General features: G+C 73.7%; 13 protein-coding genes. 6 read left to right on the top strand and 7 right to left on the bottom strand.

Annotated elements, in window-relative coordinates; translation table 11 throughout:
• Together CW362_RS21000 and CW362_RS20995 are read right to left on the bottom strand one after the other, a co-directional pair.
• On the bottom strand, positions 1-947 hold a 947-nt coding region (locus CW362_RS21000), incomplete at its 3' end, for an acyclic terpene utilization AtuA family protein (protein ID WP_240657945.1).
• Between the two features lie 50 nt (positions 948-997).
• Positions 998-1,792, bottom strand: a complete 795-nt coding sequence (locus tag CW362_RS20995) for a TIGR03084 family metal-binding protein (RefSeq protein WP_103551044.1) — start codon at positions 1,790-1,792, stop codon at positions 998-1,000.
• 583 nt (positions 1,793-2,375) lie between these two features.
• On the opposite strand from CW362_RS20995, the gene CW362_RS20990 reads away from it, so the two are divergent.
• The gene (locus CW362_RS20990) at positions 2,376-4,367 is read left to right on the top strand and encodes a glycosyltransferase family 2 protein (protein WP_167455630.1); all 1,992 of its coding nucleotides are present in this window, start codon (positions 2,376-2,378) and stop codon (positions 4,365-4,367) included.
• Positions 4,368-4,430: 63 nt separating this feature from the next.
• On the opposite strand, the gene CW362_RS20985 is transcribed toward CW362_RS20990, so the two are convergent.
• The 5 genes from CW362_RS20985 to CW362_RS20970 all read right to left on the bottom strand — a co-directional run bounded on the left by CW362_RS20985 (position 4,431) and on the right by CW362_RS20970 (position 12,339).
• Positions 4,431-5,393 (bottom strand): EamA family transporter, encoded by a 963-nt coding sequence (locus CW362_RS20985; protein WP_240657943.1) that lies wholly within the window; start codon positions 5,391-5,393, stop codon positions 4,431-4,433.
• 116 nt (positions 5,394-5,509) lie between these two features.
• Positions 5,510-7,630: an ABC transporter ATP-binding protein gene (locus CW362_RS20980; RefSeq protein ID WP_103551041.1), complete on the bottom strand. Its 2,121-nt coding sequence runs from the start codon at positions 7,628-7,630 to the stop codon at positions 5,510-5,512.
• A 109-nt stretch (positions 7,631-7,739) separates the two neighbouring features.
• Positions 7,740-7,871, bottom strand: a complete 132-nt coding sequence (locus tag CW362_RS45315; RefSeq protein ID WP_276313685.1) for a hypothetical protein — start codon at positions 7,869-7,871, stop codon at positions 7,740-7,742.
• A 168-nt stretch (positions 7,872-8,039) separates the two neighbouring features.
• Positions 8,040-9,164: a lipid II:glycine glycyltransferase FemX gene (locus CW362_RS20975; protein ID WP_103551040.1), complete on the bottom strand. Its 1,125-nt coding sequence runs from the start codon at positions 9,162-9,164 to the stop codon at positions 8,040-8,042.
• A gap of 46 nt (positions 9,165-9,210) precedes the next feature.
• Positions 9,211-12,339 carry an FAD-binding and (Fe-S)-binding domain-containing protein gene (locus tag CW362_RS20970; RefSeq protein WP_103551039.1) on the bottom strand — a complete coding sequence of 1,043 codons (3,129 nt, stop codon included), beginning with the start codon at positions 12,337-12,339 and terminating at the stop codon, positions 9,211-9,213.
• Between the two features lie 227 nt (positions 12,340-12,566).
• Between CW362_RS20970 and CW362_RS20965 the strand changes: the two genes are divergently transcribed.
• The 5 genes from CW362_RS20965 to CW362_RS20945 are packed head-to-tail and all read left to right on the top strand — an operon-like array spanning position 12,567 to position 16,932.
• Complete coding sequence (locus tag CW362_RS20965; RefSeq protein ID WP_103551038.1) at positions 12,567-14,339, top strand: ATP-binding protein; 1,773 nt, start codon at positions 12,567-12,569, stop codon at positions 14,337-14,339.
• On the top strand, positions 14,336-14,743 hold the full coding sequence (locus tag CW362_RS20960) for a roadblock/LC7 domain-containing protein (RefSeq protein ID WP_103551037.1): 408 nt from the start codon (positions 14,336-14,338) through the stop codon (positions 14,741-14,743). The genes CW362_RS20965 and CW362_RS20960 overlap by 4 nt, the downstream gene beginning before the upstream one ends.
• On the top strand, positions 14,740-15,096 hold the full coding sequence (locus CW362_RS20955) for a DUF742 domain-containing protein (protein WP_103551036.1): 357 nt from the start codon (positions 14,740-14,742) through the stop codon (positions 15,094-15,096). The genes CW362_RS20960 and CW362_RS20955 overlap by 4 nt, the downstream gene beginning before the upstream one ends.
• On the top strand, positions 15,077-15,715 hold the full coding sequence (locus CW362_RS20950; protein ID WP_376452448.1) for a GTP-binding protein: 639 nt from the start codon (positions 15,077-15,079) through the stop codon (positions 15,713-15,715). Before CW362_RS20955 ends, CW362_RS20950 begins: the two co-directional genes overlap by 20 nt.
• The gene (locus CW362_RS20945) at positions 15,712-16,932 is read left to right on the top strand and encodes a cytochrome P450 (protein WP_103551035.1); all 1,221 of its coding nucleotides are present in this window, start codon (positions 15,712-15,714) and stop codon (positions 16,930-16,932) included. Before CW362_RS20950 ends, CW362_RS20945 begins: the two co-directional genes overlap by 4 nt.
• The last annotated feature ends 59 nt before the right edge of the window (positions 16,933-16,991 follow it).

Genomic DNA, 16,991 nt, shown 5'->3' with positions numbered 1-16,991 from the left:
TCCCACCGCACCTCCGCGGGCGGCGACTTGGCGAACGCGTCGCCCATCTGCTCGCGCACCAGCGCGGCCTTGGCCTCGACGTCGAGCCCGGTCAGGACGAAGGTCACCTCGTTGCGGAAGCCGCCGAGCCTGTTCAGGCCCACCTTGAGGGTGGGCGGCGGGGCCTCGCCGCGGGCGCCCTCGATCCGTACCCGGTCCGGGCCGTCCTGGCTCAGCCGGACGGTGTCCAGACGGGCGGTGACGTCGGGTCCCGCGTACCGGGCGCCCCCGGTCTCGTACAGCAGTTGCGCGGTGACCGTGCCGACGTCGACGAAGCCGCCGGTGCCGGGGTGCTTGGTGACGACGCAGCTGCCGTCCTCGTGGATCTCCGCGAGCGGGAAGCCGGGCCTGCGCACGTCTCCGTCGCCGAAGAAGGCGTAGTTGCCGCCGGTGGCCTGCGTTCCGCACTCCAGCACGTGCCCGGCGACGACGGCTCCCGCGAGCCGGTCGTACTGCGTGGGGCTCCAGCCGAAGTGGGCGACGGCGGGCCCGGTGACCAGGGCCGCGTCGGTCACCCGGCCGGTGACCACGATGTCCGCGCCCGCCGTGAGGCACTCCGCGATGCCGAAGCCGCCGAGGTAGGCGTGGGCGGCGAGACTGCCGGGGAACGCGGCCGTGAGGTCGTCGCCCTCGACATGGGCGACCCGCACCGGGATGCCGAGCCGGCCCGCCAGGGCGCGCACCGCGTCGGCGAGCCCGGCCGGGTTGAGGCCGCCGGCGTTCGTCACGATCTTCACGGACCGCTCGTGCGCCAGGCCGAGGCAGTCCTCCAGCTGGCGCAGGAAGGTGCGGGCGTATCCGGCGGCGGGGTCCTTGAGCCGGTCCCGGCCGAGGATCAGCATGGTCAGTTCGGCGAGGTAGTCGCCGGTGAGGACGTCCAGTTCGCCGCCGGTGAGCATCTCGCGCATCGCGTCGAAGCGGTCGCCGTAGAAGCCGGAGGCGTTGCCTATGCGCAGGGTCACTCCGCGTCCCCCTTCGGCGGGCGGCCTCCGCCGGGCGGCCCCGCGAAGGCCTGGGCGATGTCGAGCCAGCGGTCGGCGTCGGGCCCCTCGGCGGTCACGGCGACGTCGGCGCGGTGCGCCCGCTGGGTGACCAGCAGACAGAAGTCGAGGGCGGGGGCGGTGACGCGCTGGGGGGCGTCCTCGGGACCGTACGCCCAGGTGTCGCCGGAGGGGGCGAGGATCTCCACCCGGAACTCCTCGGCGGGCGCGGCGAGTCCGCGTGCGCCGAAGGCGAAGTCCCGTGCCCGCACGCCGATGCGGACCACGTGCCGGAGCCGGTCGGTGGGGGTACGGACCACCCCCAGGGCGTCGGCGACGTCCTGACCGTGGGCCCAGGTCTCCATGAGCCGTCCGGTGGCCATGGAGGCGCCGGACATGGGCGGGCCGTACCAGGGGAAACGGGCGCCCGGCACGGACGCGCGCAGGGCCCGGTCGAGCGCGGCGCGCCCCGCGCGCCACCGTTCCAGCAGTTCGGCGGACGGCAGCCGGGCTCCCTCCTCGGCACCCTCGTCCACGAACGTCCCGGGGGCCACGAGGGCCTTCTCGACGAGACCCTGGAAGGCCTCGGCGTCCGTGACGGCGAGGAGGGCGGAGTGGTCGGTCCAGGCGAGGTGGGCGATCTGGTGGGCGACGGTCCAGCCGGGGGCGGGTGTGGCGAGCGCCCACCGGGCGGGACTCGACTCGGCCACGAGCCGGTCGAGTTCTTCGCTTTCGTCACGCAGATCGTCGAACACGGGCGTCGGATCGGACACGTTGGAGCTCCCTCTCGGGCACGACGGTGTGCGGCGTGGCGCGGAGTCATGTGCGGTGCGGAGTCGTACGCGGTGCGTTCTGGAGCATGGCAGCGGACACAAAAACAAGCAAGCGTGCTTGCATTAAATCGTCGCCCGTCCGCCGCCCGAACGACCCGCCCCGCCGCATCCGGAACGAGCAGGTCCGGTACCGAGGTGCCGATCACTTGCCCGAAGGACCCAACCATCGGACGCCCCCGCGCATCTAAACCATCGCGGCGCCGGACACCGACGGCCACGGCATCGGCCGTGAACCCGTCCGGGCGGGTCCTCCTCGCCGCCGGCGGCCCGTCCCGCCCCGTCCGGGACAAGCGGAGCCGGAACAAGGGGATTCGGCGCCCATATGCTGACCATTCGGTTGAAGTGCACAACCATCGGGCATTCTCGCGCATCTAACCCCACGTATTCAGCGAATGTTTTCGCACACATCAGCTCGTACCGGCTGCCCGGCAACCGGTACGAGCTGGAGAACGGGCACCGAACGACGCCGCCGCCCCCCGGAGCAGCGAGTACGGACCGCCGCCGCCGAGTCCCGAGGAGCGCCATGCACCAACCCCGAGTCAGTGTGATCGTCCCCGCCTACAACGCCATGCCCGAACTCACCGACTGCATCACCTCCGCGATGGAGCAGACCATCGGCCCGGACCAGCTCGAGATCATCGCGGTGAACGACGGATCGACCGACGGCACCGGCAAAGAACTCGACCGGCTCGCCGCCCTGTGCCCCTCGCTGCGCGTCATCCACCAGGAGAACTCGGGCACCGCGGCCGTCCCGCGCAACGTCGCGCTCGACGTCGCCCGCGGCGACTACGTCTTCTTCCTCGACTCCGACGACTACCTGGGTCCCGACGCGCTGCGCCGCATGGTGGCCATGGCCGACGAGAACGGCACCGACGTCGTGCTGGGCAAGATGGTCTCGGTGGGCGGCCGGGGCGTGCCCACCGCGGTCTTCCGGAACACCCAGCCCCGTACGGACATCTTCTCCTCGGCCGCCTACTCGACCCTCGGCTGCTGGAAGCTCTTCCGCCGCTCGCTGCTGGAACGGCTGAACCTGCGCTTCCCCCCGTTCCGCAACACCGAGGACAAGCCGTTCACCGCCACCGCGTACCTCAACGCGGACGGCATATCCGTCGTCGCGGACTACGACTGCTACTACCACCGCAACCGCGCGAACGGGAACAACCTCACCCTCACCGCGCAGAACCTGAGCCACCGGATGCGGGGCACCCGGATGTGCTTCGAGGCGGTGGCCCGCCACCTGGAGCCGGGTCCGCGGCGCGACCAGATCATGCGCCGGCACGTCGCGTGGGAACTGTGCGGCCCGCTGTGGTGGCTGCTGCTCCGGGAGGACGACGAGGACATCCGCGAACGCATCTACCCGGAGATCCGCGACTGGGTGGAGAAGTGGGTCACCGACCCGATCATCGAGAAGCTCGAACCGCGCGACCGGCTGCTGCTGCACCTGCTGCGGGCCGACCGGTTCGAGGACGTGATGACGGTCATCCGCAACGCCAAGGAGGACGCCGGGCGCGGTCACGTCGTCGAGGGGGGCCGGGTCTACTGGGAGCACCCGCTCTTCCGCGACCCGGCGGCGGGGGTGCCGGACAGCGCCTTCGACGTCACCGACCGGCTGCCGGTGCGCCACCGGCTCGCGTCGGCGGACGTGCGGGAGGACGGGGTGCTGCGGCTGACCGGCCACGCCTACATCGAGAACGTCGCCTCCCTCGACACGGCCACCGAACTGGTCCTGCGCCGCCACGACGCGAACCAGCCGGAGATCCGCGTCCCCGCGCCGGTGCACGCCGTCGCCGGGCTCCCGGACGACGAGCGCCACGCGAACGCGGGCTTCGTCGCGGACGTCGACCTGTCCACGGCGGCGGCCGGCGCCCCGCTGGGCCACGGCCGGTGGAACCTCTTCCTCGACGTACGGGCCCAGGGGATCAGCCGTACGGTCCGGCTGAAGAAGCCCGAGGACGGGCGGACACCGCCGCAGTGGACCATGACGACGGGAACGGACGAGCCCACCGCCGTCACCCCGTACGTGACCGGCCAGGGCGACCTCTCCCTCGACGTCGGCCAGGACGTGCCCCGCGACGACACCCCCTGCCAGGTGACCGGGACGTCGTGGCACAGGTCGCGAAAGGGCACGCTGGTGGTGACCGGCACGCTGGCCGGTGAGGGCGCGCAGGACGTCGGGGCACCGCGCTTACGCGTCGAGAACGCCGCGGGCGAGCGCCACGAGGTGCCCACGTCGCCCGGCCGGACCCCCGGGGGATTCACGGCGGAACTCCCGCTCAAGGGCCTGCGCCCGGGCCGCTGGACGGTGACCCTGCCCCTGTCCGCCTCATCCGTCGCCGCCGTCCCCTACCTCGCGGGCCTGGGCCGCGCCCGCTGGTTCCACCTCGCCCGCCCCTACGCCGCCCGTCCGGTGAAGGGGGCGTCGGAGACGACGCTGGTGCTGGAGGTCCACGCGGTGGACGTCCCCGGGGTCGTGCGGCGGAGACTGCGGGCAGTGGTGCGCGGGGTCCGGCGGTAACGGGCCGCGTTCACCGGCCGCCGGCGCCCGGGCTCACCGTTTCCGGTGCGTCCGGGTGCCGGTTCAGGACGTCCGGCCGGTGTCCGGGCCCTTCGCCCTCCCCCGGCCCACCTGCGTCCGCACCGCGCCCATGCTCGCGCCGATGACCAGGGCGATCGCGGCCGCCTGGGTGGCGGACAGGGACTGGTGGAGGATGAGGAAGCCCGCTGTCGCGGCGATGGCGGGCTCCAGGCTCATGAGGATCGCGAAGGTGGAGGCGGGCAGGCGGCGCAGCGCGAGCAGTTCGAGGGTGTAGGGCAGGACCGAGGAGAGGACCGCCACCGCCGAGCCCAGGGCCACGGTGGTGGGGTCCAGCAGCCGGGCGCCGGACGAGACGATCCCGAGCGGCAGGAACAGCAGCGCCGCCACCGCCATGGCCAGCGCCAGGCCGTCGGCCTGCGGGAACCGGCGACCCGTACGGGCGCTGAAGACGATGTAGGCCGCCCACATCGCGCCCGCCCCGAGCGCGAAGGCGACGCCGGCCGGGTCCAGGTCGCTGAAGCCCCCGCCGCCCAGGAGGAAGACACCGGCCAGGGCCAGGGCCGCCCAGACGGCGTTGACCGCGCGGCGGGAGGCCAGCACCGAGAGGGCGAGCGGGCCCAGCACCTCCAGGGTGACGGCGGGACCGAGGGGGATGCGGGCCACCGACTCGTAGAAGAGGCCGTTCATCGCGCCCATGGCGATGCCGAAGACGACGACCGTCCCCCAGTCGGCGCGCGAGTGACCGCGCAGCCGGGGGCGGCAGACCACGAGCAGGATCACCGCGGCGGCGAGCAGGCGCAGGGTCACCACGCCGAGCGCGCCGGTCCGCGGCATGAGGGTCACCGCGAGGGCGCCGCCGAACTGGACCGAGATCCCCCCGGCCAGCACCAGCCCGACGGGTCCGAGGGAGCCGAGCCTGCCGGGCGCGCCGCCCGCGGGCACGGGAACGTGGTCCGTCCCGGAGGCGGGCGAGGACGACGAGGTGGTGGCGCTGGGGGTGCTCACGGGCGGTCCTGGAGGCTGGCTCGGTCGGGTGTTCATCACAATGTACTGCCGAGTCCAGGGTAAGAGACTTCGTCAGGAGTGTGAACCGCTTATGTAGCTGTCCTGGATGCTGAGACTCAGCTGCCCGGCCAGGGGCCCTCGTCACGGAACGGCGGGTGGCCGTCCGGGAGCGCGGCGGGGTCGGTCCCGTACGCCCCGGGGACCGGGACGGCCCGGAAGCCGGCGGCGGGGTACGGCTCGGGCGCACCGCCACCTCCCTGCCCGGCGGCGTACCCGTACTCGGTCGCGTACGCGTACTCGGGCGCGTACCCGTACCCGTGCCCGGGGGCAGGGGCGGGCCCGTGTCCGGGGGCGTGTCCGTGTCCGGGTGCGTACGCGTACGCGTACGCGTACGGCTGCGCCGTCTGCTCCGGTGCGAACAGCGGCAGCCGCAGCTCGGCGGTGTCCGTCACGGCGTTGTTCTGCGAGCGGTGCAGCCGGGCGTACGCCCCGCCCCGGGCGAGGAGTTCCTCGTGGCGGCCCGTCTCGACGATCCGGCCGCGGTCGACGACGAGGATGCGGTCGGCGTCGGGGGCGAGGTTGAGGTCGTGGGTGATCATGATGGTCGTGCGGCCCGACATCAGCCGTCGCAGCGGCTTGACCACCCGGCGCGCGGCCATCGCGTCCAGTCCGGTCGTCGGCTCGTCCAGGACCAGGACCGGGGCGTCGCGCAGGATCGCGCGGGCGACGGCGAGGCGCTGGAGCTGGCCGCCGGACAGCCGGGCCGAGCCGGGATCGACCTCGGTGTCGTAGCCGTCGGGCAGCCGCTCTATGAAGTCGTGCGCGTCGGCCGCCCTCGCCGCCTCGACGATCGCCCGCTCGCTGGCGCCGGGGCGGCCGCAGGCGATGTTCGCGCGGACGGTGTCGTGCAGCACGAGGGTCTCCTGCGGGAGCAGGGTGACGTACTCGCGCAGCCGGGCCAGCGGGAAGTCCCGCAGTGGTACGCCGTCCAGCAGGATCTCGCCCGCGTCGGGGTCGTAGAAGCGCAGGAGGAGCTTGGACACCGTGGACTTGCCCGCGCCGCTCGGGCCGGTGACGATCACGAGCTCGCCCGGGGCGACCGTGAAGGAGAGGCCCCGCAGGGCCGTGTCGTCGGCGTCCGGGTAGCCGAACACCACGTCCCGGACCTCCACCGTGCCGTCGGGACGGCCGGTCTCCGTGGCGCCCCGGGGGTCGGTGACCGACGGCTTCACGTCGAGGATCTCGATGAGCCGTTCGGCGCCCGCGGTGGCCGCCGTGACCGTGAGGCCGAGCTGGGCGAGTCCGCGCACGGGCGGGTAGAGGTAGCCGAGGAAGGCGGAGAAGGCGAGGAGCTGGCCGAGGGTCATCCGGCCGGTGGAGATCTCCCAGGCGCCGATGCCGATCACGGCGAGGACGCACACCGTCTCGATGACCTGGACGAGCTGCTCGTACGCCTCGTTCAGGCGCGTGGCGCGGACGGAGGCGCGGAACCAGGCGTTCGCCTCCTCGCCCAGCCGGCGGCGTTCCGCGTCCCGGCGGCCGTAGGCCTGCGTGAGCACGATGTTGCCGAGGGACTCCTCGACGACGGAGGTGATCGCGCCGTCGGCGACCCGTCCCGCGCGCGAGACGTCCTTGATGGAGCCGGAGAAGCGGCGGGCCGCCAGCCAGAACAGGGGGGCGAGGACGAAGGTGGCGGCGGCCAGGTCCCAGCGCAGCCAGAAGGCGGCGGCCGCGTAGAACAGCGCGCTGAAGGCGGCCGAGGCGGCGCCCACCAGCCCGGACACGACCATCGTCTCGATCGCCTCGACGTCGCTGGTCAGGCGCGAGAGCAGATCGCCGTGACGGTGGCGCTGGAAGAAGTGCGGGGGCAGCCGCTGCACGTGGTCGAAGACGTGCTCGCGCAGCCGCATCACGAAGCGCTCCGTCGCCCAGGCGGCCAGGGAGTTGCCCGCGTACGCGACGACCGCGCCGACGACGGCGATGCCCAGCCATTTCACGGCCGGGCTCCAGAACGCGTCGAGGGAGCCCTCCCGCAGGGCGTGGTCGGTGAGGTCGCCGAAGAGCAGGACGGCCTCGGTCTCGGCCAGCGCGGCGAGCACCGTGCACAGCCAGACGACCAGCAGCGGGCGGCGCAGCCCCCTGGTCAGCGGCCAGAAACGGCGAAATGCGGTGCGGGCCGAAATGTTCGGGGTCTCCTCGTGTTCGAGTTCCGCACTCCCGCCGTCTTCGTCTCCCATTTCACATTCCCCTCGCTCTCCGTCGCCGAAATACGGCCGCCGATGAATTCAGAAAAGCGCGAGGGGGCCGACGGTGCACCGTCGGCCCCCTCGTCCGCTCAGCCGCGGGTCAGCGGTCCTGGCCGGGCAGCGGCTTGGGAAGCGGCTTGTGCGCCCGCTTCTTCGGCTTCGGCGGCGGGGGCGGGGGGAGCTGCTTCGACTTGGGCTTGGGGGGCAGCGGGGCAAGCTTCCTGAAGCTCATTCCGACTCCTGGTGTTCGACGTTCCATTGGTCCGAGAATTCCGCGTCCGGCTCCCGATGCCAATGAACCTACACGCACCCCCGACGCCGACAACGGCAAAAATGGCAAAGGACCGCTGTGAATATCCTGGGGAAAGCTGGGTATTTCCGTGGTCCGCTGAGAATTGCCTCAGCGACGGGTCATGTAGACCTGGAGCGCCTTGTGCAGCAGCCGGTTGACGGGGAAGTCCCACTCCCCCAGGTACTCGGCGGCCTCGCCGCCCGCGCCCGCCTTGAAGCGCAGGAGGCCGACGAGGTGGTCGTCCTCGTCGAGGGTGTCGGTGATGCCGCGGAAGTCGTAGACGGCGGCGCCCAGCGCGTGGGCGTCGGTCATCATCCGCCACTGGATGGCGTTGTTGGGCTGGACCTCGCGCCTGCGGCTGGTGGAGGCGCCGTAGGAGTACCAGACGTGGGTGCCGACGGTCAGCATGGTGGCCGCGGCGAGGACCTCGCCCTCGTGACGGGCGAGGTACAGCCGCATGCGGTCCGGGTCCTCGGCCGTCAGCGAGGTCCACATCCGCTGGAAGTAGGGCAGCGGGCGCGGGATGAAACGGTCGCGCTCCGCCGTCTCCGCGTAGAGCTCGTGGAAGGCGGGCAGATCGTCGTAGCCGCCTCGGACCACCTCGACGCCGGCCTTGTCGGCCTTCTTGATGTTGCGCCGCCACTGCTGGTTGAGCCCCTTGTGGATCTCCTCCAGGGACCGTCCGGCGAAGGGGACCTGGAAGACGTAGCGCGGCTGTCCCGCCGCGAAGCCGTCCTCGCCGCCCGGCTCGGTCCGCCGCCAGCCCATGCCCCGCAGCCGGTCGGCGATCTTGTCGGCACCCGGCTCGCGGGAGGTCTCCGTCACCTCGCCGAGGCGCCGCGCCGCCGGATCGGCGATGGCCGCCTTGAGCGTGTCCGCGCTCCAGCGGCGCGCGACCACGGGCGGGCCCATCTTCACGGTGAACGCGCCGCGCGACTTCAGGTGCGCGATCATCGGCCGGAGCCAGCGCTCGGCGAGGTCCGGGTCGTGCCAGTCGATGACGGGGCCCTCGGGCAGGTACGCGAGGTACCGCCTGACCTTCGGCAGCGGGCGCAGCAGGACGAGACCGGCCCCCTGGAGACGGCCGTCCGCGTCGAACCAGCCGAGGCTCTCCGCACGCCAGTCCGGCTTCACGTCCCCCCAGGACGGCACCTGCATGTGGCTGGCCGAGGGCCGCGAGCGGACGAAGGCCAGGTGTTCGTCACGGGTGATCGCCTGTAGGCGGAGGGTCATGCGCGTGGCTCCTCGGGGTCCTTCGGCCGGTGAAGTCCCAGCGTACTTACGGAGTTGCCGCGGGCCGGCCGTCCCGCGGGACGTCGTCCAGCGCCTCGGCCAGCACCTCCGCCAGGTGGCGGCCCCGGCGGCCGGACAGCTGGGCCAGCTGGGTGCGGCAGGAGTAGCCGTCGGCGAGGACCACCGTGCTGTCGCCGGCCGCCCGTACCGCCGGGAGCAGTTGTTCCTCCGCGCAGGCCCGTGACACCTCCTCGTGGCCCCTCTCGAAGCCGAAGTTGCCCGCGAGGCCGCAGCAGCCGCCGGCCAGGGCACCGGTCAGGCCCGCCGCCTCACGCAGCCGGCGTTCGGCCCCGTCGCCGAGGACCGCGTGCTGGTGACAGTGCGTCTGGCCGGTGGCCGGACGGTCCAGACGGGGCGGTGTCCAGCCCGGAGCGTGCCTCTCCAGTGCCTCCGCGAAGGTCGTCACCGCCGCCGCGAGCCGCGCCGCGCGCGGGTCGTCGGGCAGCAGCTCGGGCAGGTCCGTGCGCAGGGCCGCGGCGCAGCTCGGCTCCAGCACGACGACCGGGAGGCCGTCCACGGCCAGGCAGGGCTCCATGAGGGCGAGGGTGCGGCGCAGGACGGCACGGGCGCGGTCGAGCTGGCCGGTCGAGACGTACGTCAGTCCGCAGCAGACGCGCCGGCGGCCGCGCGGGGGCAGCGTGCCGGGGCGCAGGGGTCCCCTGGTGACCCCGTCGCCGACGGGTCCGTGCCGCCACGGTGTCGTCGGGGGCAGCAGCACGGTGAGTCCGGCGGCTTCCAGGACCCGTACGGCCGCGCGTCCGACGGAGGGTTCCAGGTGCTCGGTGAAGGTGTCCGGCCACAGCAGGACCGTCCTCCCGCCGGGGTCCGGGAACGGTCCGTCCGCGTCCCGGACCCCGTGCCCCGGACCGTCCTGCCCGTCCCGGCCCCGCTCGCGCCCGGACGGGAGGTCCCGCGCCCGTTCCCGGAGCCGGGCCGACCACCACCGGCTGAACGTCTCCGGCGCCAGCCGCGGGATCTCCCGTCCGGGCGCGACACCGGCCAGGCGCTTGGCGGCGGCGGCCAAGGGCCCCAGGGAGGCGAGGGAGTTGACGAGCCGCGCCGAGCGGGTGCGGGCCACCGCGGCGAGCCAGAAGGGGAGCCGTCCCAGGGCGTAGTGGGCGGCGGGACGGCGGCGTCCGGCGTAGTGGTGGTGCAGGAACTCCGCCTTGTACGTGGCCATGTCGACGCCGACCGGGCAGTCGGACCTGCATCCCTTGCAGGACAGGCACAGGTCCAGCGCGTCCCGGACCTCCGTCGAGCGCCACCCGTCGGTGACGATCTCGCCGGCGAGCATCTCGTGCAGCAGCCTGGCCCGCCCGCGCGTGGAGTGGGCCTCCTCCCCGGTCGCCCGGAAGGAGGGGCACATGACCTCGGCTCCGCCGGGTGCCGTCGCCGTACGGCACTTGGCGACGCCCACGCAGCGGCGCACCGCCGCCGAGAAGTCGCCGCCGTCCGCGGGATAGCCGAACTCCACGTCCACCGGGCGCTTCGGCAGCACCGCGAACCGCAGGTTCTCGTCCAGCCGGTGCGGGCGCACCAGCATGCCGGGGTTGAGCAGGCCGTCCGGGTCCCAGAGGTCCTTCGCCCTCTCGAAGAGGCGGACCATCTCCGCGCCGTACATGGCGGGCAGCAGTTCCGCGCGCGCCTGTCCGTCCCCGTGCTCGCCGGACAGCGAACCGCCGTGGGAGACGACGAGGCGGGCCACCTCCTCCGAGAAGCGCCGGAAGCGGGCCACGCCCGCCGCGGAGACCAGGTCGAAGTCGATCCGGACGTGGATGCAGCCGTCGCCGAAGTGCCCGTACGGGGTGCCGCGCAGTCCGTGGTCCGCGAGCAGGGCCCGGAAGTCCCGCAGGTACGCGCCGAGCCGGGCGGGCGGCACCGCGCAGTCCTCCCAGCCGGGCCAGGCCTCGGCGCCGAGCCCGCGGCCGGTGCCGGGCGGGGAGCCGTCACCGGTGTACGGCATCCGGGTCGCGGTACCGGCGGCGTCCTCGCGCAGCCGCCACAGCGCCCGCTGCCCCGCCGGGTCGGTGACCACCAGGGCGTCCCGCACGTCCGCCGCCCGCACGATCGTGTCCGCGTGCGCGCGTGCCTCGGCCGGGGACCCGCCGCCCGTCTCCACGAACAGCCAGGCCCCGCCGCGCGGCAGCCCCGCGTCGGCGGGCACGAGATCGGCGGCCATGCCCTCCACGGTCAGCGGCCCGTGCCCGAGCAGGCCGGCCGCGGCGTCGGCGGCGGCGCTCTCGTCGGGGTAGGCGAGGACGGCCAGCGCCCGTGACCGGGGCGACTCGACCAGGCGGACGACCGCCTCGGTGAGGACGCCCCAGGTGCCCTCGGAGCCGCAGAACGCGCGCGCCACGTCCGCGCCCCGTTCGGGCAGGAGCGCGTCGAGGGCGTACCCGGAGATCCGCCGCGGGAGGTCGGGGAAACCGGTGCGCAGGAGCGCCAACTCGCCCTCTACCAGGGCCTTCAGACCGTCCGGGGCGCCCCGCCGGTCGCGGCCGAGGCGGCGGGCGTCCCCGGCCGCGCCGACGACCGTGAGTTCCCGCACGTTGTCCGCCGTGGTGCCCCAGGCGACCGAGTGGGAGCCGCAGGAGTTGTTGCCGATCATCCCGCCGAGGGTGCAGCGACTGTGGGTGGAGGGGTCGGGGCCGAAGCGCAGACCGTGCGGGGCGGCGGCCTCCTGGAGACGGTCGAGGACGGCGCCGGGCTGGACGAGGGCCGTCCGGGTCTCCGGGTCCAGCGCGAGGATCCGGTTCATGTGCCGGGTGAAGTCGAGGACGACGCCGGTGCCCGTGGCCTGTCCGGCGATCGAGGTGCCGCCGCCCCGCGCCACGACCGGTACCCCGTGGGCACGGCACACGGCGAGGGTGGCGGCCACGTCGTCGGCGTCCCGCGGGGCCACCACCCCGAGCGGTACGCGCCGGTAGTTGGAGGCGTCCATGGTGGTCAGCGCCCGCGCCGTCGCGTCGAAGGAGACCTCGCCGCGCACGGCCCCCGCCAGTTCGGCCCGCAGCCCCCGGGCCACCCCCTCCGAGCGCGCCCCGGGCCACCCGCCGGGCTCCCCTCCCCGCCGCCCCTCGGGCTTTCCTTCCGGCCGTCCACCCAGATCCGTCATGCCTCCAGAATGCCGCCAGGCACCGGTGACGACCCCTCGGACGTGCGCCGAAAGGCCCCGATATGCCGGAGCGATCATGAAACCGCTTCCCGAAGCTTCCCAATCGGATCGCGAACTCTCATATAGTGACGGCGACTTGAGCATCATGTGTCGCTTCTCGCCCAGGACCGATCGAGGACACGACCGAGGACACGTTCTCCCCCCAGAACACGACCGAGGACCGATTGATGACCCCGCCCCTGCCCTCCGGCGAACGACCCGCCCCGCGCGCCACGGCGAAAGCCGTGCTGACCGCAGCCGTCCCGGCCGCCGCGGCGGTGGTGGCCGCCGTCCTGCTGGCCCCCGAACCGGCCCGCGTCCCCCTCGCCTGGGGCACCGGCGCCGCCGCGTTACTGCTGTGCGCCGCCGTGGCGGTGGCCGCCCGCGCCGTACAGGCCGAGCGACTCGCCCTCCGGCGCCTCGACGGCGTGACGAAGGACATCGGCCGGCTCCTGCAAGAACGCGCCCGGACGGCCGAGGAGTTCGGCCAGGAGCGGACCCGGCTCACCGGCGAGGCCGCCCGCGAACGCGCCCACGCGGCCGAGACCGCGGCCCAGGAACGGATCCGCCTGGCCGACGAGGCCGCCCGCGAACACGCCCGGCTCACCGCGGAGTTCGCCGAGGAGCGCGAGCGGCTCACCGCCGGCCTCGCCCGGCTCACGGAACAGAACGCCGAACTCTCCGAGCGCGCCCGGCAGGCCGACAGCAACCGGACCGCCGCGGTCTCGGCGACCGCCAACGCGGCCGCCCGCATGCAGGCGCTGTCCACCGGCATGCTCGCCGACCTGCGGGCCATGGAGGAGCGGCACTCCGACGAGGACGTCCTCGCCGACCTCCTCCACCTCGACCACCGCACCGCGCAGGTGGGGCGCCTCGCCGACTCCATCGCCGTCCTGGCGAGCGCGCGCTCGGGACGCCGCTGGGCCCGCCCGATCGTCATGGAGTCGATCCTGCGCGGCGCCATGGGCCGCATCGGCGGCTACCAGCGCGTGCGCGTCCACTCCACCAGCGAGGCCGCCGTCGCCGGACACGCCGCCGAGGGCGTCATGCACGCGCTCGCCGAACTCCTCGACAACGCCGCCACTTTCTCGCCGCCGACCGCCGAAGTGCACGTGTACGTCGAGGAGGTCCCGGCGGGCGTCATCGTCTCCGTCGAGGACAGCGGCCTGGTGATGGGCGACGTGCAGCTGCGGCGTGCCGAACGCGCCGTGTCCGGGGACATGGTGAACGCGTCCGACCTCGGCACCGGCACCCGGCTCGGCCTCGCGGTCGTCGGCCGGCTGGCCCGCAAGTACGGCCTGAAGGTGTCCTTCCGGCCCTCCGCCCGCGGCGGCACCGGCGTCCTGGTGCTGATCCCGCAGGACATCCTCACCCAGGCGAACCCTCCCCACACCGCGGTCCGGCCGCCCGCCGGGCCCGAGCCCGTCGTGGCGGCCCCGGCCGCCGACGGCGGCCGCACGTCCGCGCCGGGGTCCCGGGACGGCGAGGGAGCGCCGGAGCCCCGGCGCGCGCCGGACCCGCAGGAGTCCGGGGCGCCGCGGGAACCCGCCGGGACCGCCGCCTCGTACGCCGCCGCCCGCGCGGCCGGCGACCTCGACCCGGACCCCGTTCCGACCCACGACTCGCCCCGGCACGAGCAGGGCCCCGCGTCCACCGGCGGCCTCCCCAAGCGCCGCCGCGGACGCACCCTCGCCCACGCCGAGCGCAGCCGCTCGCACACCGCTCCCCCGGAGCCCCGCACCGGCGACGACCCCAAGGCCCGGCCGGCCGCCCGCTTCGGCACCTTCCGCCAGGCGGTGCGCGGCGCGGCAGCGGGCGCCCCCGAACCCGTGGCGGGCGAGGATCCGCCGGGGACCGGGGCACACGCACGGCCCGAGGACCACGCACCCGCGTCCACCGGTTCCACCACCCCCACTCCCACCACCCCCACCGCGCTCCCGGAAGGCGACACCACCCCATGACCGGCACCATCACCGCCGACGAGAAGCTCACCTGGCTCATCGAGGGCCTCCTCGAGCGCACCCCGGGCGCACGGCACGCGCTCGTGCTCTCCCGCGACGGACTGAAGCTGTGCCGCACTCCGGAGCTGTCGGTCGACCAGGCCGACCAGCTCGCCGCCATCGCCGCCGGCATCCAGTCGCTGTCCCACGGGGCCTCCGTGGAGTTCGGCGACGGCAGCGGGGGCGTGCGCTCGGCGATGGCCGAGTTCTACGGAGGGGTGCTGTTCATCGTGGAGGCCGGTGACGGCGCGCACCTCGCCGTCGTCACCGGCGAGGACGCCGACGCCGGACTGGTGGGGCACAACATGAGCGAACTGGTGGAACAACTCGGCGAGCACCTGACCGCACCGCCCCGGTCGTCATGAGCCGTCCGGGCAGGGACGACGCGCCCGACCGGCTGTACACCCTCACCGGAGGGCGCACCCGGTCCGGGCCCGACACCCCCTTCGACCTCGTGACCCTGGTGGTCGCCGAGTGCGACCCGGTGGTGGGCATGCAGTCCGAGCACGCCGCGATCCTGCGGATGTGCGAGCGGCCGACGGCGGTCGTGGAGATCGCGGCGGAGCTGAACCTGCCGGTGTCGATCACCCGCGTCCTGCTCTCCGACCTGCTCTCCACGGGCCGCGTCAGCGCCCGTCACCCGCACACCACTGTTCCTTCCGGTCTTCCCGATCCCGACATCCTGGAGCAGGTGCTCGTTGGACTCCGTAACCTCTGACGCTCGTGCGCCACTGTCCGCGTCGGCCGACAACGGCCTCAAGATCGTGATCGTGGGCGGCTTCGGTGTCGGCAAGACGACCCTCGTCCGCTCGGTCAGCGAGATACGTCCCCTCAACACCGAGGAGACGATGACGCAGGCCGGCGAGGCCGTCGACGACAACAGCGAGGTCCGCGGCAAGACCGCGACCACCGTCGCCTTCGACTTCGGACGCATCACGCTGGACACGCACAACATCCTGTACCTGTTCGGCGCGCCCGGGCAGGAGCGGTTCTGGTTCCTGTGGGACCGGCTGTTCTCCGGGACGCTCGGGGCGATCGTCCTCGTCGACACCCGCCGCATCGACGAGTCCTGGTACGCCATCGACCGTCTCGAGCACCACGGCACGCCGTTCATCGTGGCCTGCAACGACTTCGGCGGCCCCCCGCACACCCCCGCGCAGATCCGCGAGGCCCTCGACCTCGACCCGCACGTCCCCCTGCTCGACTGCGACGCCCGCTCCCGGGAGTCCAGCAAGCGGGTGCTGATCACCCTGGTGGAGCACCTCCAGTCCCTCCACGCCCGTCACGGCGCCACGGCCGCGGAAGGCGCCCTTCACTCACCGGAGCCCGCGCTGTGACCCCCGCCTCCGCATCCGCGCCCGTCCCCCTCGGCGGGCCGCGGTTCCAGACCGAACCCGCCGAGCTGTACCGGGAGATGCGGCGCGACCACGGCAGCGTCGTGCCGGTCGTCCTCGACGGCGACGTCCCGGCCTGGCTCGTGCTCGGCTACCGCGAACTGCACCAGGTCACCGGCGATCCCCAGCTGTTCAGCCGGGACTCGGACCTGTGGAGCCAGTGGGACCACATCCCCGACGACTGGCCGCTGCTGCCGATGATCGGCCGCAAGCAGCCCTCCATCCTGTACACCGTCGGCGAGCGCCACCGCGAGCGCGCCGCGATGATCAGCGACGCCCTCGAGGCCGTCGACCCGTTCCGACTGCGCTCCCACGCCGAGAAGTTCGCCGACGAGCTGATCGACGCGGTCTGCCCCAAGGGCGAGACGGACCTCATCGGCGACTACGCGGCCCTGCTGCCCGTACGGGTCCTCGCGACGCTCTACGGCTTCGCGGACGAGCAGGGCCCGGGTCTGGTCACCGCCCTGAACGACATGATCAACGGGCGCGAGGGCGCACTGGCCGGACAGCAGCATCTGGCCGCCTCCATGGCGCAGTTGATCGCCGACCGCAAGGAGAGGCCCGCCGACGACGTCGTCTCCCGGATGCTCGCGAACACCGCGGGCTTCGACGAGACGGAGATCGTCCAGGACCTGATGGTCATGATGGCCGCCGGCCACCAGCCCACCGCCGACTGGATCGGCAACTCGCTGCGCCTGATGCTCACCGACGACCGGTTCGCCGCCTCCCTGTTCGGCGGCCGGCACAGCGTCGCCGAGGCCATGAACGAGGTCCTGTGGGAGGACACCCCCACCCAGAACGTGGCCGGGCGCTGGGCCTCCCGCAACACCCAGCTCGGCGGCCGCACGATCCGCGCCGGCGACCTGCTGCTGCTCGGCCTCCAGGGCGCCAACTCCGACCCCCAGGTCCGCACCGACGGTTCCGCGCTCACCGGCGGCAACAACGCCCACTTCTCCTTCGGCCACGGGGAGCACCGCTGCCCGTTCCCGGCCCAGGAAGTCGCCGAGGTGATCGCGCGGACCGGGATCGAGGTCGTGCTGGACCGGCTGCCGGACATCGACCTGGCCGTGCCCGCCGAATCGCTGACCCGCCGCCCCTCCCCGTGGCTGCGGGGCCTGAACGAACTGCCCGTGCGGTTCACGCCCGTACCCGTCCTCTGAGACCCCCCTCGCCACCCGGCCGGCACACCTGGGTCCGGCCGGGTCCCGGGGCTGTCCCC

Origin of the sequence: Streptomyces populi, from assembly GCF_002911015.1 — a bacterium.
Classification (GTDB): Bacteria; Actinomycetota; Actinomycetes; order Streptomycetales; family Streptomycetaceae; genus Streptomyces; species Streptomyces populi.
The sequence above is the reverse complement of the archived record's forward strand: the minus strand, read 5'-3'. Positions and strand labels throughout refer to the sequence as shown.